Origin of the sequence: Micrococcus sp. IITD107 (assembly GCF_041927415.1) — a bacterium.
Taxonomy (GTDB): Bacteria; Actinomycetota; Actinomycetes; order Actinomycetales; family Micrococcaceae; genus Citricoccus; species Citricoccus terreus.
The window spans coordinates 419,968-436,884 of record NZ_JBHFFN010000001.1; the positions used below are offsets into that span (position 1 = coordinate 419,968).

Annotated in this window: 18 protein-coding genes, 4 tRNA genes and 1 riboswitch; of the genes, 15 read left to right on the forward strand and 7 right to left on the reverse strand. The window is 68.9% G+C overall.

Annotated features, from left to right (window positions below; all coding sequences use genetic code 11):
* The first annotated feature begins 84 nt into the window (after nt 1-84).
* The 4 genes from thrS to ACEXHE_RS01980 are packed head-to-tail and all read left to right on the forward strand — an operon-like array spanning nt 85 to nt 4,123.
* Nucleotides 85-2,112 carry a threonine--tRNA ligase gene (thrS, locus tag ACEXHE_RS01965; protein WP_374784513.1) on the forward strand — a complete coding sequence of 676 codons (2,028 nt, stop codon included), beginning with the start codon at nt 85-87 and terminating at the stop codon, nt 2,110-2,112.
* Nucleotides 2,109-2,699 carry an HIT domain-containing protein gene (locus tag ACEXHE_RS01970; RefSeq protein WP_245760551.1) on the forward strand — a complete coding sequence of 197 codons (591 nt, stop codon included), beginning with the start codon at nt 2,109-2,111 and terminating at the stop codon, nt 2,697-2,699. Before thrS ends, ACEXHE_RS01970 begins: the two co-directional genes overlap by 4 nt.
* Nucleotides 2,699-3,331, forward strand: coding sequence for a phosphatidylinositol phosphate synthase (gene pgsA, locus ACEXHE_RS01975; RefSeq protein WP_374784514.1), 633 nt, complete (start codon nt 2,699-2,701; stop codon nt 3,329-3,331). The genes ACEXHE_RS01970 and pgsA overlap by 1 nt, the downstream gene beginning before the upstream one ends.
* A gap of 60 nt (nt 3,332-3,391) precedes the next feature.
* Nucleotides 3,392-4,123: a GPP34 family phosphoprotein gene (locus ACEXHE_RS01980; protein WP_356966223.1), complete on the forward strand. Its 732-nt coding sequence runs from the start codon at nt 3,392-3,394 to the stop codon at nt 4,121-4,123.
* Nucleotides 4,124-4,143: 20 nt separating this feature from the next.
* Here ACEXHE_RS01980 and ACEXHE_RS01985 read toward each other — a convergent pair whose 3' ends face one another.
* The 3 genes from ACEXHE_RS01985 to ACEXHE_RS01995 form a co-directional block, all read right to left on the reverse strand.
* Nucleotides 4,144-4,662 carry an aminoacyl-tRNA deacylase gene (locus tag ACEXHE_RS01985; protein WP_374784515.1) on the reverse strand — a complete coding sequence of 173 codons (519 nt, stop codon included), beginning with the start codon at nt 4,660-4,662 and terminating at the stop codon, nt 4,144-4,146.
* Nucleotides 4,649-5,125: a SufE family protein gene (locus tag ACEXHE_RS01990; protein WP_260061357.1), complete on the reverse strand. Its 477-nt coding sequence runs from the start codon at nt 5,123-5,125 to the stop codon at nt 4,649-4,651. Before ACEXHE_RS01990 ends, ACEXHE_RS01985 begins: the two co-directional genes overlap by 14 nt.
* Before the next feature lie 130 nt (nt 5,126-5,255).
* Nucleotides 5,256-6,152, reverse strand: a complete 897-nt coding sequence (locus tag ACEXHE_RS01995) for a sulfurtransferase (protein WP_374784516.1) — start codon at nt 6,150-6,152, stop codon at nt 5,256-5,258.
* Nucleotides 6,153-6,486: 334 nt separating this feature from the next.
* Between ACEXHE_RS01995 and zapE the strand changes: the two genes are divergently transcribed.
* On the forward strand, nt 6,487-7,566 hold the full coding sequence (gene zapE / locus ACEXHE_RS02000; RefSeq protein WP_374784517.1) for a cell division protein ZapE: 1,080 nt from the start codon (nt 6,487-6,489) through the stop codon (nt 7,564-7,566).
* A 182-nt stretch (nt 7,567-7,748) separates the two neighbouring features.
* Nucleotides 7,749-8,075, forward strand: a complete 327-nt coding sequence (locus tag ACEXHE_RS02005; RefSeq protein WP_374784518.1) for a hypothetical protein — start codon at nt 7,749-7,751, stop codon at nt 8,073-8,075.
* A gap of 64 nt (nt 8,076-8,139) precedes the next feature.
* Here ACEXHE_RS02005 and ACEXHE_RS02010 read toward each other — a convergent pair.
* The 4 genes from ACEXHE_RS02010 to ACEXHE_RS02025 form a co-directional block, all read right to left on the reverse strand.
* A tRNA-Gly gene (locus ACEXHE_RS02010) sits at nt 8,140-8,216 on the reverse strand.
* A gap of 28 nt (nt 8,217-8,244) precedes the next feature.
* A tRNA-Val gene (locus tag ACEXHE_RS02015) sits at nt 8,245-8,316 on the reverse strand.
* A gap of 69 nt (nt 8,317-8,385) precedes the next feature.
* Nucleotides 8,386-8,456: transfer RNA gene (locus tag ACEXHE_RS02020), tRNA-Cys, on the reverse strand.
* A 19-nt stretch (nt 8,457-8,475) separates the two neighbouring features.
* Nucleotides 8,476-8,549 (reverse strand) — tRNA-Gly (locus ACEXHE_RS02025).
* A gap of 181 nt (nt 8,550-8,730) precedes the next feature.
* Between ACEXHE_RS02025 and ACEXHE_RS02030 the strand changes: the two genes are divergently transcribed.
* The 9 genes from ACEXHE_RS02030 to ribH all read left to right on the forward strand — a co-directional run bounded on the left by ACEXHE_RS02030 (nt 8,731) and on the right by ribH (nt 16,915).
* On the forward strand, nt 8,731-9,618 hold the full coding sequence (locus tag ACEXHE_RS02030) for a cytochrome (RefSeq protein ID WP_285179571.1): 888 nt from the start codon (nt 8,731-8,733) through the stop codon (nt 9,616-9,618).
* A 49-nt stretch (nt 9,619-9,667) separates the two neighbouring features.
* Nucleotides 9,668-10,657, forward strand: a complete 990-nt coding sequence (gene fmt / locus ACEXHE_RS02035) for a methionyl-tRNA formyltransferase (protein WP_374784519.1) — start codon at nt 9,668-9,670, stop codon at nt 10,655-10,657.
* A complete protein-coding gene (locus tag ACEXHE_RS02040) occupies nt 10,654-12,240 on the forward strand; it encodes an RsmB/NOP family class I SAM-dependent RNA methyltransferase (protein WP_374784520.1) in 1,587 nt (528 codons plus the stop codon). The genes fmt and ACEXHE_RS02040 overlap by 4 nt, the downstream gene beginning before the upstream one ends.
* Nucleotides 12,240-12,905: a ribulose-phosphate 3-epimerase gene (gene rpe, locus ACEXHE_RS02045; protein WP_374784521.1), complete on the forward strand. Its 666-nt coding sequence runs from the start codon at nt 12,240-12,242 to the stop codon at nt 12,903-12,905. Before ACEXHE_RS02040 ends, rpe begins: the two co-directional genes overlap by 1 nt.
* 59 nt (nt 12,906-12,964) lie before the next feature.
* Nucleotides 12,965-13,113: riboswitch (FMN riboswitch) on the forward strand.
* Nucleotides 13,114-13,278: 165 nt separating this feature from the next.
* Nucleotides 13,279-14,004, forward strand: coding sequence for a nicotinamide riboside transporter PnuC (gene pnuC, locus ACEXHE_RS02050; RefSeq protein WP_374784522.1), 726 nt, complete (start codon nt 13,279-13,281; stop codon nt 14,002-14,004).
* Entirely contained in the window at nt 14,001-15,116 is a 1,116-nt protein-coding gene (gene ribD, locus ACEXHE_RS02055; RefSeq protein WP_374784523.1) for a bifunctional diaminohydroxyphosphoribosylaminopyrimidine deaminase/5-amino-6-(5-phosphoribosylamino)uracil reductase RibD, read from the forward strand. Before pnuC ends, ribD begins: the two co-directional genes overlap by 4 nt.
* Nucleotides 15,094-15,750 (forward strand): riboflavin synthase, encoded by a 657-nt coding sequence (locus ACEXHE_RS02060; protein WP_374784524.1) that lies wholly within the window; start codon nt 15,094-15,096, stop codon nt 15,748-15,750. Before ribD ends, ACEXHE_RS02060 begins: the two co-directional genes overlap by 23 nt.
* Nucleotides 15,750-16,409: a 3,4-dihydroxy-2-butanone-4-phosphate synthase gene (ribB, locus tag ACEXHE_RS02065; protein ID WP_177227805.1), complete on the forward strand. Its 660-nt coding sequence runs from the start codon at nt 15,750-15,752 to the stop codon at nt 16,407-16,409. Before ACEXHE_RS02060 ends, ribB begins: the two co-directional genes overlap by 1 nt.
* The gene (gene ribH / locus ACEXHE_RS02070) at nt 16,406-16,915 is read left to right on the forward strand and encodes a 6,7-dimethyl-8-ribityllumazine synthase (protein ID WP_374784525.1); all 510 of its coding nucleotides are present in this window, start codon (nt 16,406-16,408) and stop codon (nt 16,913-16,915) included. The genes ribB and ribH overlap by 4 nt, the downstream gene beginning before the upstream one ends.
* Nucleotides 16,916-16,917: the final 2 nt, after the last annotated feature.

Consider the following 16,917-nt stretch of genomic DNA (forward strand, 5'->3'; position numbering starts at 1 on the left):
AGACCTGACCTAGAATGACCGATGGCTGGCGGTGGCCACCGTATGCCACCAGCCCTGAAGCCCTACCCGAGAAGGAGTACGTCCGTGTCTGAGGCGTCACAGCAGGATCTGATCACCATCACCGTCGACGCGGAGCAGTGGGAGGTGACCTCGGGGACCACCGGCCTGGACCTGTTCAAGGACGAACGCACCACCGTGGTGATGAGGGTGGACGGTGAGCTGCAGGACCTCTCCCGGCAGATCCCCGCCGGTGCCGACGTGCAGGGCGTGGACATCTCTGAGCAGGACGGCTTGAACGTGCTGCGCCACTCCACCGCCCACGTGATGGCCCAGGCCGTGCAGCAGCTGCGCCCGGACGCCAAGCTGGGCATCGGGCCCTACATCACTGACGGCTTCTACTTCGATTTCGACGTCGCCGAGCCCTTCACCCCGGAGGACCTGAAGGCGATCGAGAAGCTGATGCAGAAGATCATCAACACCAACCAGCTCTTCGTCCGCCGGGTGGTCACCGAGGACGAGGCCCGCGAGGCCATGGCGCAGGAGCCCTACAAGCTGGAGCTGCTGGGCAAGAAGGACGACGCCGAGGACGCCGGTGAAGGGGCCTCCGTGGAGGTCGGTGCCGGAGAGATCACCATCTACGACAACGTGGACCGCAAGTCCGGCGAAGCCGTGTGGTGCGACCTCTGCCGCGGGCCCCACCTGCCCCACACCAAGCTGATCTCCAACGCCTTCGCCCTGACCCGCTCCGCCGCCGCCTACTGGTTGGGCAACGAGAAGAACAAGCAGCTCCAGCGCATCTACGGCACCGCCTGGCCCACCAAGGAGGACCTGAAGGCCTACCAGGAGCGCCTGGCCGAGGCTGAGCGGCGCGATCACCGCAAGCTGGGCTCCGAACTGGACCTGTTCTCCTTCCCGGACGAGCTGGGCTCGGGCCTGCCGGTGTTCCACCCGCGCGGCGGCATCATCCGCAAGGAGATGGAGGACTACTCCCGCCAGCGCCACACCGAGGCCGGCTATGAGTTCGTCTACACCCCGCACATCACCAAGCAGCATCTCTACGAGGTCTCCGGCCACCTGGACTGGTACGCGGACGGCATGTTCCCGCCCATGCACATCGACGAGCAACGGGACCCGGAGACGGGGGAGATCACCCGGCAGGGGCAGAACTACTACCTCAAGCCGATGAACTGCCCCATGCACAACCTGATCTTCCGCTCCCGGGGACGCTCCTACCGCGAGCTGCCGCTGCGGCTGTTCGAGTTCGGCGCGGTCTACCGGTATGAGAAGTCCGGTGTGGTGCACGGCCTGACCCGCGTGCGCGGCATGACCCAGGACGACGCCCACATCTACTGCACCCGCGAGCAGATGAAGGACGAGCTGACCACCACACTGAACTTCGTGCTGGACCTGCTCAAGGACTACGGCCTGGACGACTTCTACCTGGAGCTCTCCACCAAGGACCCGGAGAAGTTCGTCGGCTCGGACGAGGTCTGGGATGAGGCCACCCGCACCCTGGAGGAGGTCGCCCAGGCCTCCGGACTGGACCTGGTCCCGGATCCGGGCGGCGCGGCGTTCTACGGACCCAAGATCTCGGTCCAGGCCCGCGACGCCATCGGTCGCACCTGGCAGATGTCCACCATCCAGCTGGACTTCAACCTGCCCGAGCGCTTCGACCTCGAGTACCAGGCCGCCGACGGCTCCCGTCAGCGTCCGGTGATGATCCACCGCGCCCTGTTCGGATCCATCGAACGCTTCCTCGGCGTGCTCACCGAGCACTACGCCGGCGCTTTCCCGGCCTGGCTGGCCCCGGAGCAGGTCGTGGCCGTCCCGGTCGCCGAGGCATTCAACGACTACCTCGCCGAGGTGGTCGAGAAGCTGCAGGCCGCCGGCATCCGCGCCCGGCTGGACGACGGCTCAGACCGGTTCCCCAAGAAGATCCGCACCGCCTCCAAGGAGAAGGTGCCCTTCGTGCTGATCGCCGGCGGTGAGGACGCCGAGGCTGGAGCCGTCTCCTTCCGCTTCCGGGACGGCAGCCAGGACAACGGCGTGCCGGTGGAGGATGCGATCGAACGCATCATCAGCGCGGTGCGGACCAGGGAGCGCAGCCAGTGACCCCAGGGGTTCCCGACGACGGCCAGGTCACCGACGACTTCCAGCTCGCCGGTGTCTCCGACGGGTTCCAGCGCCTGTGGAACCCGCATCGGATGGCCTACGTCAGCAAGGGGCAGGACCAGGTCTCCGGTGAGGAGACCTGCCCGTTCTGTTCCGCACCGAGCCGGTCGGACGAGGACGCACTGATCGTGGTCCGTGGGACCACATGCTTCGCACTGCTCAATCTCTACCCCTACAACCCCGGGCACCTGCTGGTCTGTCCCTACCGCCACGTGCCGGACTACACGGACCTGACGCCACAGGAGACCGCCGAGTTCGCTCGTCTCTCCCAGATCGCCATGGTCGCGTTGAAGCGCGTCTCGAACTGCACCGGGTACAACCTGGGCATGAACCAGGGTGTGACCGGCGGGGCGGGGATCGCAGCCCATCTGCACCAGCATGTGGTGCCACGGTGGAGCGGGGACGGGAACTTCCTGCCGATCATCGCCCAGACCAAGAACATGGCCCAGACCCTGGGCACCGTGAGGCAGGCCGTGGCCGAGGCCTGGCTGGACGCCGAGCAGGAGTTCGACAGGAGAGCGGGCTGATGCTCAACCGCCACGCGCGGGCCTTCTTCACCCGGCTGTTCACGCCTCCGGCGCGAGTGTTGCTGCGCTGGGGCGTGGCCCCTGACACGGTGACGATCGTGGGGACCCTGGGCGTCGTCGTCGGGGCTCTGGTGTTCTTCCCCCGGGGCGAGCTGTTCTGGGGGACGATGTTCATCACCGCGTTCGTCTTCTCCGATGTGCTGGACGGGGTGATGGCCCGACTCGCCGGCAGCTCCGGTCGGTGGGGCAACTTCCTGGACTCCACCCTGGACCGGGTGCAGGACGCCGCCGTGTTCCTGGGACTGACCGTCTGGTTCCTCGGCGCCGGAGACCATCCGCCCACCGGTGTCCTGGCCGTGGCCTGCATGGCCCTGGGCATGCTCGTCTCCTACGCTCGCGCCAAGGCCGAGGCGCTGGGATTCGACTGCAACACCGGGATCGCCGAACGGGCCGAACGGCTCGTGGTGACCCTGGTGTTCGCCGGGCTCGTGGGCCTGGGGCTCTCGGTCTGGACCCTCACCGTGGTCCTGGGGCTGTTGGCCGTGGCCTCGGCGATCACCGTGGGCCAGCGGGTCGCCACCGTCCACCGGCAGTCCGCTCAGGAGCGAGCCGCCTCCCCGGCGCAGGACTGAGCTGCCGAACGACTCGACTGCTTCACCCGTTTCGACCGCACCGACCCTCAGGAGCCGACCATGACCACCACACCGCACGAGTCCGCGCCCGCGGGTGCCACCGATCGGCCCCTGAACCTGGCCGAGTACTTCCTGCTGCTGGATCTGGACGAGCGCGGCGGCCGGCTCCTGCTGGACGGCTCCACCTCCGGACTGGCCCTGGCCGGGGCCGTGCTGGCGGATCTGGCGGGGCGAGGGCACCTGACGGTGACACGGGATGAGGTCCTGGTCGAGCCGGCGTCAGGGTCTGCGGTGGAGGGTCTGGAGCGTCCCCTGGCCCAGGTCCTGGGCATCATCGCCGATCACGGCCGGGAGCACCCGCCGCGCGATGCCGAACAGTGGATCAACCGCTTCTCCCGGTCCGAGCTGCGGGAGGCCCTGCTGCAGTCACTGGAGTCCCGGGGGATCATCGAGCACACGGAGGGGAAGGTGCTGGGTCTCTTCCGCCGGGAGCGGTACCCGGAGGCGGACCCGAACCCGGAACTGGACCTGCGGGCCCGGATCGGAGAGGTGCTCTACGGATCGGCCCCGGCAGACGCCGTCACCTGGCCGCTGATCTCCCTGCTGCGCAGCACCCGGCTGCTCCATGTGGTCTTCCCGGACCGGCACACCGCGGATCTGAGGGCGCTGTCCACCACTCCGGTGGGTGAGGGGTCCACCCGCGACTCGGTGGCGGAGGCGTTGCAGGCGACCCAGAACGCGATCGCCGAGTACCTGGTGGCCACCACCGGCGGGGCATCCGCACTGGACTGAGCCCGTGCCGCAACGGCGGCTCAGACGGGGACCGTCAGCGGAACGACCATGGCGTCGGTGAGGCGAACCAGGTCTGCGGGGGACAACTGGAGGCTCAGTCCACGCTGGCCGGCGGAGACGATGATCGATGCGCCCAGCTCCTCCAGATCCTGTGCCGACCGGTCCAACGCCACCGGCGAGGGGCGGCGGTGCCCCAGAGGAGAGATCCCGCCGACCACCGATCCGGAGCGCCGCTCGGCGACCTCCGGTGTGGCCAGCACGCTCCTCTTCCAGCCGAAGGCGACCGCCGCCGACTTCAGCTCCAGAGAGCACTCCACCGGGATCACGGCAGTGCCGATCTGTCCCTCCGGTCCCTGGACCATCAGGGTCTTGAACATCTGAGCGGGGTCGATCCCCAAGGCCCGGGCCACGGCCAGCCCATACCCCTGGCCCGGGTGGACCTCGGTCACGGTGTAGGTCAGGACCTCGTGGGGGACCCCTGCGGCGAGCACAGCCGCCAGCGCGGGTGTGGCCCGGCGGGAGCGGTCAGGCCTGGTCACCGGTGGACTCGGCCAGCTGCTCGCGCACATTGCGCTTGAGCCGACCGAGTAGAGCGGACATCCCGCGCAGCCTCAGGGGCGTCAGCGCCTTGGCCAGACCCAGGCGGGAGGCCAGGTCCTCCGGCACCTCCAGGACGGTCGAAGCCGGCAGGCCGGCCACCCCCTGCTGCAGCACCGAGGCGAAACCGCGGGAGGTGGGCGCCTCCGCCGGCGCAGCGACGTAGAGCTGCACCAACGGGTCTGCGGAGTGGTCGCCGCTGCGGTCCAGCTCCACGGCCAGGAACAGCGGTGTCTGGCACTCGATGACCTGTTCCATCTCCTCAGTGTGCCCGTCGTAGCGCTCGGGCAGGTCCGGCAGCTCGTCGGAGAACTCCAGCAGCAGCTCCAGCCGCTGCGGATCCGGCACGGACTGGAAGTCCTCCACGATCTCGGCGAGGGAGGCAGGAAGCTCGGAGGTGGTCATCGGCAGAAGGTCCCTTCGGACGGGTGCTGGAGAACGGCGTCGGGTCAGAACAGAGCTGGGGTGCAGCGTCAGCGCCGCACCCCAGCCTAGTCCTGACCGGCGTCAGTGTCCCCGCGGAAGGACGGCCCGCTCAGAGCGAGGGTGCCTCGCCCGGTTCCTCACCAACGGCGATCGGCAGGCGAACGGCATTGCCCCACTCGGTCCACGAGCCGTCGTAGTTGCGCACGTTCTGGTAGCCCAACAGGTGCTTGAGCACGAACCAGGTGTGGGAGGAGCGCTCACCGATCCGGCAGTAGGCGATCACCTCGTCAGCGTCACCCAGGCCGGCCTCGTCACGGTAGAGGGCCTCCAGTTCGGCGCGGGACTTGAAGGTGCCGTCCTCGTTCGCGGCCTTGGCCCAGGGGACCGATGCCGCCGTGGGGATGTGGCCGCCGCGCAGGGTGCCCTCCTGCGGGTAGCCGGCCATGTGCGTGGTCTCTCCGGTGTACTCCTGCGGGGAGCGCACGTCCACCAGCGGCTTGCCGAAGTGGCCCAGCACATCCTCGCGGGAGGCGCGCTCGGTGGTGTCATCACGCTGGGTGACGGGATACTCGGCGCGGTGGACCTGGGGAACCTCGCGGGTCTGCTCACGTCCCTCGGCGATCCACTTGTCCCGTCCGCCGTTCATCAGTCGGGTGTCGCGGTGGCCGTACAGGGTGAAGACCCACAGGGCGTAGGCGGCCCACCAGTTGGACTTGTCGCCGTAGAAGACCACGGTGGTGTCGGGGCCGATCCCCTTGGAGGCGGCCATCTCCGCGAAGGCCTCAGGTCCCACGAAGTCGCGGGTCACGGGATCGTTGAGCTCGGTGTGCCAGTCGATCTTGATGGCACCGGGGATGTGTCCGGTGCTGTACAGCAGGGTGTCCTCGTTGGACTCCAGCACCACCACGTTCTCGTCGCCGATATGGTCTGCCACCCACTGGGTGGAGACGAGCTTCTCCGGGTGGGCGTACTCGCTGAACTCGGTGTTCTCGGTGGTGCTGGTCATCCTCGACTGAGCCTTTCGTGTCGCTGGAGCCCGATCCGGTCGGTGGAGGGGGCAGAAAGCCGTCATAGGCCTCCGCCAGCCTATCGGTGCGGCCTCGCAGAGTCGCGGTCGGATGGGCGTCAGGAGCACTCAGACACCTCTGGAGGTCATACGGCGCCACATTCTCGGCTCTGAGCGGACACAGCGGGGGAGGAGCCCCTCGCTTCGGCACGCCCCGTCACCCTCCCGACGACGGTCACCCCGGTAGAGTGACAGGGTCTCCTTGCGCTGCGCGCCAGTGGGGGGAGACGCCTTCACCAGTCCGCAGTGGCCCAGTGCCAGGATGGAGCCGATCGTGGCCGAGACCGTTCACCTCTCCGAGCGCACCCCGCAGGTCACTGCCGAGGAGCTCCTCGAGGGGTTCCACCCCTCCTACCGATTCGGTGAGGTCTCCTTCGACACGTACATCCCCGATCCGGCACACCCGTCCCAGGCCCAGGCCGTGCAGCGACTGCGTGACTTCGCCGCCTCCATGGGAGGGCCCGGCGGAGCCGGAGCGTCGGGAGGATTCCTCTCCGGACTGTTCGGGGGCAAGAAGAAGTCGTCCCGTGGTTCCGGGGCCCAGCCCAACGGGATCTATCTCGACGGCGGCTTCGGCGTGGGCAAGACCCACCTGCTGGCCTCGCTGTGGCACGCGGCGCCGGGCCCCAAGGCCTTCGGCACCTTCGTGGAGTACACCAACCTGGTCGGAGCACTCTCGTTTCGGCGGACGGTGGACATCCTCAAGGAGTACCGGCTCGTCTGCATCGATGAGTTCGAGCTGGACGATCCCGGTGACACGGTCCTGATGTCCCGCCTGATGCGTGAGCTGGCAGACGCCGGCGTGAAGTTGGCGGCCACGTCGAACACGCTGCCCGGGTCGCTGGGCGAAGGCCGCTTCGCGGCGGTGGACTTCAAGCGGGAGATCCAGGTCCTCTCCGAACAGTTCGAGGTGCTCAAGGTGGATGGCGAGGACTACCGTCACCGCGGGCTGGCCAAGGCGCCGGAGCCCCTGGCCGATCATGAGCTGATGGCGGTGGCCACCCAGAACTTCCCCGAGGCTCGGGTGATCTCCGATGACCGGTTCTCTGATCTGACCGCGAACCTCTCCCGGGTCCACCCCAGCCGGTACCGAGAACTGGTCAAGGACATCGACGTCATGGTGCTGCATGAGGTGCAGACCATCACCGAGCAGGCCATGGCGCTGCGCTTCGTGGTCCTGGCTGACCGCCTCTACGACAAGGACGTTCCCGTAGTCGCCTCCGGGACGGCCTTCGATCAGCTCTTCACGGAGGAGATGATGAACGGCGGCTACATGAAGAAGTACTTCCGCACGGTCTCGAGGATGACGGCTCTGGTCCGCGAAGGGCAGACGGGGGAGACCGAGGGGGCCTGAGCGGACGCACCATCGACCGCCTGACCCTGTGATCATGTCTCTCCGGTCACCGTGATCGAACGCATCTGAAGGGACATGGCTTGAACGTCAAGACAGCAGTGATTGTCCTCTATGCCGTTTTGTCCCTCTTGCCCTGGGCTCTCGTTCCTCTGGTACCCGTTCTCGTCGTGGACGCGTGGGCCATGCTCCTCGCCATGCTGCTGCTGAGCCTGGTCTCCGCCGTCCTCACCTGGGGCATGGTGACCGCAGGCGTCTCGCGTCCAGGCGCCAGCCGGGTCGGGATACTCGCCTTGTCGAGCCTGTCCATCATGCTGATCGTCACGGCAGGGGCACTGTCCTCGCGCGAGGACGACTGGACAGGGCTGCTCTTCCTGCTCCTCACCCCACTTCATGGGGCCCTGGCACTGTGGATCGCCCTTCATGCACGACGCGCCGGACCCATGGCCCCATCGGCCGGATCAGTCGCTGACGTGAGGAGTCGGAAGCAGGGCGAGGCACTGATGCGGTGAGTGCGGCTGACTGCCCCTCCGAAGAACGAAGAAGCCCGGACCTGGCGGTCCGGGCTTCCTGTTGTGGAGCGGATGACGGGATTCGAACCCGCGACCTCCACCTTGGCAAGGTGGCGCTCTAGCCAACTGAGCTACATCCGCGAGATCGGTCTGAGAGTCAGACCGTCTGTGCGCGATACTGGGATCGAACCAGTGACCTCTTCCGTGTCAGGGAAGCGCGCTACCGCTGCGCCAATCGCGCTCGAGGTGTCCGGTGCAACCGGATCCTTGAGTGAAGCAGGTTCCATCCTAGCGGACAGCCCATGCTGCGAGGTCGGGACGGGATTCGAACCCGCGTATACGGCTTTGCAGGCCGCTGCCTCGCCTCTCGGCCACCCGACCAGGGTTGTGGAGACTTGCGAGCGGATGACGGGATTCGAACCCGCGACCTCCACCTTGGCAAGGTGGCGCTCTAGCCAACTGAGCTACATCCGCACAGAAAACAGGTGACCGATCTGGTCGGTCACCGCGATTTCCAACAGACAGCGACTTTATCCCACCTCGGCCAGCACGTCCAATCATGGGGGCGTGGCGTGTCTCACCCGGTGCGCAGTCGTGGCAGGCGGCTGCCTGGCACCGCCCTAACGTGTCCGTGCCGATGGGAGAATGGATCACCATGACCCAGCCACAGCTTGCCCACCAGACCGCAGCCGGTCGCATGTACGCCCGGAGCCTGGGCGGACTGCCCGAGGTCCCCTCCATCACCACCGTCATCGGCCAGCAGAGTGTGGACCTGGACGGGTGGATCGGCCATATGGCGGCCACCGCTGTGGTGGATGACCCGCGCCTACCCCAGGCCGTCGGCTCCAAGGCCCAGCTCAAGACGGTGGCGCGCCAGGCCTCCGACGCCGCCGCCCGGTACCGGGACCAGGCAGCCGCGCGCGGGGACCGGGTCCACGACTACTGCGAGCAGGTGGGGCTGCGGGCGCTGGGGCGTCCGCACACGATGGCTGAGGCGAGGGAACGTCTGGCCGAGCACGGCGAGTCCGCCTACGCTGATCGATTCGACGAGTGGTGGGACCTCTACGAGGTCCGCCCGCTCGCCACGGAGCTGACGGTCTGGAACGCCAGTGTCGGCTACGCCGGGACGCTGGACCTGGTCGCCACCATCGGGGGACGCGTGTGTCTGGTCGACTACAAGACCAAGGGCACCACGCGTGACGGCCGAGTCAAGTCCCTGGATCCCAAAGTGGTGATGCAGCTGGTGGCAGGCCTCAAGGCCGAGGAGCAGCTGGTCGACGCCGCTGCCGGGACCTGGGCGCCGTGGGAGCACGGCGAAGCCGGGCTGCTGCTGGGAGTGGCCGTCGGACAGACCGAGGTGGTGGCCCATCAGGCCAATCCCCAGGTCCTGCCGGCGCACTGGCACAAGTTCTGGGCGCTGCGACAGGTCTGGGAGCACTCTCGGCGAGCAGAGGAGGCGGGCCCGGCTCTGCGACCGATCGGTCCTCCGCCGCCCACCGCTGCTCCAGTGGCAGACGGCGTGCCCACTAGGGTGGTCGGGTGACCACGAGGAACCCCACTGTGAACTGGACCATCATGATCGGAGCGGTACGATGATCCCCGCGCAGGACACTCCGCCGCGGGTGCTGTTCGCCGGGACTCCGCAGACCGCGGTGCCCTCACTGGAGGCACTGGTGGCCGCTGGCGCGGACGTCGTTGCGGTGCTCACACGTCCGGATGCCCCCCTCGGGCGCAAGCGGGTCCTGACTCCCTCGCCCGTGGCCCAGAAGGCCGACGAGCTCGGCATCCCTCTCCTCAAGGCCGCCCGCCTCACCGGCGAGTCGGGAGCGCCTGTGCTCCAGCAGATCGCCGGTCTGGACCTGGACATCGCCGCCGTGGTGGCCTACGGCGGACTGGTTCCACCTGCGGGACTGGCCCTTCCGCGCCACGGATGGGTCAACCTCCACTTCTCCCTGCTGCCTGCCTACCGGGGCGCCGCTCCGGTCCAGCATGCCGTGATCGCCGGAGAAGATCGGACCGGCGCCTGTGTCTTCCAGCTCGAGGAGGGGCTGGACACCGGACCGGTCTTCTCCCAGCTCGACCGTGAGCTGCGCAGCGACGAGACCGCCGGCGAGGTCCTGGCCGATCTCGCCGTCAGGGGGGCAGAGCTGCTGGCGCGGACGGTCCAGCAGATCCACGCCGGTGATGTTCAGGCCACGCCGCAGGTGGGCGAGCCCAGCTATGCCCCCAAACTGACCCAGGCCGATGGTCGCATCGACCCGGCCCAGCCGGCCGTCGTCGTGGCGGCCCGCATCAACGGTGTCACCCCGGAGCCCGGCGCCTGGGCTGAGACGGACGAGCCGACACCCCAGCGGATCAAGCTGATCGGGGCCTCGCCGGACCACGGGAGCGCCGATGTCTTGGCAGAAGGGCGTCCGAGTGGTTCCCTGGTCGCCACCAAGCGGACCCTGCACCTGGTCTGCGGAGACGGGACGGTTCGACTGGACCAGGTCCAACCCTCGGGGAAGAAGCCCATGCGCGCCGTCGACTGGTTCCGCGGCCAGGACCCGGGCCGACGATTCATCACAGGAGAGCATTCATGACACCTCCAGGCCAGCAGGACGCGGGCCGCTCGTCCAGTCGCCGTGGAGGCCCCCGCCGCGACAGCCAGGGCCGCACCCGCAACCGTGGACAGTCGGGCGGACCACGGAAGTACTCCGCCTCAGTGCCGCGGGAGCGTCGTCGTACGGCAGACCCGGCGCGGTTGACGGCGTACGAGGTTCTGCGTGCGGTGTCCCAGGACGATGCCTACGCCAACCTGGTGCTGCCGCAGAGGATCGCCCATCACCACCTGGACCAGCGGGATGCCGGTTTCGCCACCGAGCTGACCTACGGAGCCCTGCGAGGGCAGGGGCTGTACGACGCCATCCTGGCGGAGTGCGTCGATCGCCCTCTGGGACAGCTGGACGCCCCCGTCCTGGACGCACTGAGACTCGGCGCCCATCAGCTCCTCGGGATGCGCGTGAAGGCCCACGCCGCGCTCGACTCCACGGTCGCGCTCGTCCGGGACCAGATCGGCGCCGGACCGTCGGGCCTGGTCAACGCCGTGCTGCGCAAGGTGGCCGCGCAGGATCGCGACGAGTGGCTGGACCGGCTCACTCCCGACCCCACCAGTGAATCCGCCCAGTCCATCCGCCATTCCCATCCCCAGTGGATCGTCCGGGCGCTACGCCAATCGCTGGTCACCCATGGTCGACCTGCGCAGGAGATCACCGACCTGCTGGAGGCCGACAATGCCGCTCCGGTGCTGAACCTGGTGGCCCTGCCTGGGCTCGGTGACCTGGACCCGGTCCTGGCGCACGGCGCTGAGGCCGGCCCGCTGGCTCCAGGCTCGGCGCTGTTCCGTGGCGGTGATGCAGGGCGGATCCCTGGCGTCCGCGAAGGCACGGTCCGGGTGCAGGACGTGGGGTCCCAGCTCACGGCCAGAGCCCTGGCGGCGGCCCCGCTCGATCAGCGCGATGGATTCGAACCAGAACGCTGGCTGGACCTGTGCGCCGGCCCGGGCGGCAAAGCCGCCCTGCTGGCTGCGCTGGCCGCCGAACGCGGGGCGCATCTGCTGGCCAACGAGGTGGCGGCCCATCGGTCCCGCTTGGTGGAGCAGGCGCTGACCGCCGTGCCCCAGCAGTCCTGGTCCCTCCGCACCGGCGACGGCCGGACCATCGGAGAGGACCGCCGGGGCCCCTCCGGGGACTTCCATCGGATCCTGGTCGATGCCCCGTGCACGGGTCTCGGGGCCCTGCGGCGTCGTCCGGAGTCCCGGTGGCGCCGGCAGCCCTCCGACCTGGCTCCGCTGACCGACCTCCAACGAGAGCTGCTGGACAGCGCTGTCGGAGTCCTGGCGCCGGGAGGAGTGCTGGCCTATGTCACCTGCTCTCCCCACCCGGCCGAGACCGTGGTCCAGGTGCAGGATCTGCTGCGCCGACATCCGCAGCTCGAGCTCCTCGATGCGCCCGACGCGATGATCTCCGTGGCACCAGGCCTGGAGCGGTCCACCGTGGCCGGTCCAGAGCACCCTGGCACGGCCCAGCTGTGGCCGCATCTGCATGCCACAGACGCCATGTTCCTGGCCCTGTTCCGCGCCCGACCCTCGGGCGCCGCCGCCATCGATCCTGACCAGGAGTCCTGATGCTCGCCGAACGACCCATCCACATCCACCCCTCCATCCTCTCGGCGGACTTCGCCCGGCTGGCCGAGGAGCTCGAGCGGATCAGCACGGCCGACGCCGTCCATGTGGACGTGATGGACAACCACTTCGTGGCCAACCTGACCCTGGGGGCTCCGGTGGTCTCAGCGATCCGGAAGGCCACCTCACTGCCGCTCGACATCCACCTGATGATCGAGGACGCCGATCGATGGGCACCGGAGTATGCGGACCTCGGAGCAGAGTCGGTGACCTTCCACGCCGAAGCCTCCGGCGCGCCAATCCGGCTGGCCCGCGAGCTGCGCCACCGAGGTGCCCGTGCCGGCATGGCCCTGAAGCCGGCCACCCCCGTGGAGCCGTACCTGGACATGCTTCCTGAGCTGGACATGCTGCTGCTGATGACCGTGGAGCCCGGATTCGGCGGCCAGCCGTTCCTGGACGTGGTCCTGCCCAAGATCCGACGAGCCCGCCAGGCTTTGGACGGAGCCGGGGTCCCCGTGGCCCTTCAGGTGGACGGCGGCATCACCAGGGAGACCATCCTGAGGGCGGCGGAGGCCGGAGCCGACGTCTTCGTCGCCGGATCTGCGGTCTACGGAGCGGATGACCCCGAAGCGGCGATCGACCAGCTGCGCCGAGCACCTCTGGTCTGAGAGCTGTGTCACACAGTGAAACGTGAGCGTGGTGGGCCTCACGTCTGGCATACTGGACGGCACGTGCTCCGGGGTCGGTGAAATTCCGAACCGGCGGTCAAAGTCCGCGACCCGCTCGTCAACCTCACACCCGTGAGTGTCTGTACAGCGGTTGAACCGGTGGAATTCCGGTACCGACAGTCACAGTCTGGATGGGAGAAGCACGTGCCGCACCTGCCGACCACGGTGGGCGCCGCACGAGGCGCACCGGTCGACAGGCTGTCGACCGCCGCCGACCTGCGGTGCACCTTCGCCGCATCGGTGCCTGTCACGGGCATCCGTCAGGCCGCAGCATGATCCCCCGGAGCCGCCGCGCTCCGAAGGAGGATCACACATGGACGCACTGCGGTGGCTCATCGATCTGTTCAACTGGTACATCCCCGTCGGCGGGGGTGGACTGCTCGTCCGCGAAGTCGTGGGCAACGTCTTCGGCCTCGCCTCAGCTCTGGGCGGCATGCGCCGCAAGGTCTGGGCCTGGCCCGTCGGCATCATCGGCAACATCATCCTGCTGACCGTCTTCCTCTCCAGCCTGTTCGGCGGTGCCGACACCGCGAACCTGCTGGGCCAGGCCGGTCGGCAGATCATGTTCATCGCCGTCTCGGTCTACGGCTGGGTCCAGTGGCGGGCCGCCCGTGCCGAACGCCGCACCCAGCATGAGGGCGAGGCCGGCGGTCAGGACACCGCCATCACGCCCCAGTGGGCCGGATGGAAGGCCCGGATCGGCATCGTCCTGACCATGATCGTCGGCACCATCGCCCTGACGCCGGTGTTCCGTGCGCTCGGCTCCTGGGAGCCGGTCTGGGCCGACGCCTGGACCTTCGTCGGGTCCCTGCTGGCCACCTATGGGATGGCCAAGGGGTGGGTGGAGTTCTGGCTCATCTGGGTGGCCGTGGACGTGGTCGGCGTCCCCCTGCTCTGGAGTGCCGGCTACTACGCCAGCGCCTTCATGTACCTGTTCTACGGCGTCTTCACGCTCATCGGCTTCTTCGTCTGGCTCCGAGCCAAGGCGAACGAGAAGCCGCAGGTGGAGACCGTCATGCCTGACCCCACCCTGCAGTGAGGGCGACGACCCTGCAGGAGACCGACCGGGACACCGTCCTGCTAGACACGGCGGTGACCGAGGCCCTGCGTGGCCCCCGCGGAGCCAACCCTCTGGTCGGGGCCGTCATCACGGCACCGGACGGCACCGTGCTGGCCACGGGCCATCACCGAGGCCGAGGCACCGACCATGCCGAGGTGGACGCGTTGGCCGCGTACCGCCGTCGGGCCGGGCAGGAGAGCCTGCCACCGCTCAGGGACTGCACCATCCACATCACCCTGGAGCCGTGTGACCACCACGGCGTCACCGGGCCCTGTTCCCGGGCCATCCTGGACGCCGGCCTGGGAGCCGTGCGCTACGCGGTCCCGGATCCCACCGGTCCCGACGACGGCGGGGCGGCACGGCTGGCACGGCACGGTGTGGACGTGGTCCAGGTGAGCGGACATCACGGGGCGGCCCAGCTGAACCGACGATGGCACCGAGCTCAGATGGAGGGGCGGCCGTTCATCACCGCCCACCTGGCTCAGAGCCTGGACGGACGAGTGGCGGCGGCCGACGGCACCAGCCAGTGGATCACCGGTGGCCCCTCGAGACGGCATGCCCATGAGGTCCGAGCGCGGGTCGATGCCATCGTGGTCGGGACCGGCACCGTCATCAGCGACGATTCGCGGCTGACCGCCCGTGATGCCGTGGGCGCAGATCTGGACCGGCAGCCGCTGCCCGTGGTGCAGGGCCTGCGGGAGATCCCCGGTCAGGCCGCCCTGCGCCGGGCCGACTGGCTGCACGTCCGGACCCGCTCGCCGCAGCAGGTCCTGCAGACGCTTGCCGATCAGCCACTCCAGAGGCCGGTGCGCCATCTGCTGATCGAAGGCGGACCCACCGTGCTCTCGGCGTGGATCGCCGCCGGCCTGGTGGATGAACTCTTCCTCTACCAGGCACCGCTCGCGCTCGGCGACGGAGCACCGGGGCTGACCGCTCTGGGTGTGCAGACCCTCACCGACGCCCGTCACTTCGACCTGGACCCCGCCGACGGCGGGTCCATCCGGCAGCTGGGCCGCGACGTCCTGCTGCACCTGACACCCCTCGACCACCCCTGTGACCAGGAGGACCATGTTCACCGGAATCATCTCTGAGCTCGGCACCGTCCGAGACGTCGAGCTGCTGCCCGCATCCGACGCAGCGCGGCTCGTGCTGCACGCCCCCACCTCAGCGCAGGACCTCGACCTCGGGGCCTCTCTGGCGGTGAACGGCACCTGTCTGACCGCCGCATCCGTGGACGGAGAGACCGTCACCGTGGACGTCATGGGCGAGACCCTGCGGCGCACGACCACCGGCGCACTCGCCCCGGGGGACACCGTCAACCTGGAACGCTGTGTGCCGGCCGGAGGCCGCCTGGACGGGCACATCGTCCAGGGTCATGTGGACGCCACCGGGCGGATCGTGCAGACCGAGGACCTCGGCGGGTGGCGCCGCGTCCGCATCCAGATGCCGGTGGACTGTGCTCCGCTGATCGCCGAGAAGGGATCCATCGCCGTGGACGGGGTCTCCCTGACAGTGACCGCCGTGAGCGCCCCGGAGGACCCTGCCCCCTGGTTCGAGGTCGGACTCATCCCGGAGACCCTGCACCGCACCAGGTGGGGTGGGGTCAGCACCGGTGCCCAGGTCAACTTCGAGGTCGACGTGATCGCCCGCTACACCGCCAGGCTGGCGGCCTTCACCTCCAGCCCTGCCGCCTCACCCGCCGCTGCCGTGGAAGCAGGTGCCTGATGGACGCCGTGCGACTGGACGCCATCGAGGACGCGATCCTCGCGCTGGCAGCCGGCGGGGCCGTCGTCGTGGTGGACGATGCCGACCGTGAGAACGAAGGCGACCTCGTCTTCGCGGCTGATGCCGCCACGCCTGATCTGGTGGCCTTCACCGTGCGGCACACCTCAGGGGTGCTGTGCGCAGCCCTGCCGGGGGAGACGGCGGACCGTCTCGACCTGCCGCCCATGACCCTGGTCAACGACGATCCGAAGCAGACCGCCTACACGGTCACCTGTGATGCATCCTCCGGGATCACCACGGGCATCTCCGCCGCGGACCGCGCCGTCACGCTGCAGGCGCTGGCCTCACCCCGTTCTGGACCCTCCTCCTTCACCCGCCCCGGACATGTGTTCCCGCTGCGCGCCGTCCCCGGCGGGGTCCGGGAGCGGCGAGGCCACACCGAGGCATCCGTGGAGCTGTGCCGCCTGGCCGGCCGTGAGTCGGTGGGCGTCATCGCCGAGCTGGTGCACGACTCCGGAGAGATGATGCGCCTTCCGGCGCTGCGGGAGTTCAGCGACACCCACCGACTGCCGCTGGTGAGCATCGAAGACCTCAGTCGGCATCTGGACCAGACCACACCCTCAGACCACCGAACCGCCGAAGCAGGAGTGACCCGATGAGTGGACATGGAGCACCGCAGACCGCCCCCGAGGCGGTGGCCGAAGCCCGTGCGGCTGACCTCCGGGTGGCGATCGTCGCCGCCCGCTGGCACACCGAGGTGATGGACGGACTGCTGGCCGGTGCACTGCGTGCCGCAGAGAAGTTCGGCATCACTCCGCAGATCGTGCGGGTCCCCGGGACCTTCGAGCTGCCCGTGGCCGCAGCACGGCTGGCCCCGGTCGTGGATGCCGTGGTCGCGCTCGGTGTGGTCATCCGGGGCGGCACTCCTCACTTCGACTACGTGTGCTCCGGGGCCACCCAGGGACTGGTGGACGTCTCCCTCCGCACCGGCACTCCGGTCGGCTTCGGCGTGCTCACCTGTGACACCGATCAGCAGGCACTGGACCGAGCCGGACTCGAAGGATCGTCCGAGGACAAGGGGTACGAGGCGTTCGAGGCCGCCGTGCTCACGGAGATGGCCCTGCGCGGCCAGGGTGAGCAGGCGCACGACGTCACGGAGCGGTGAGA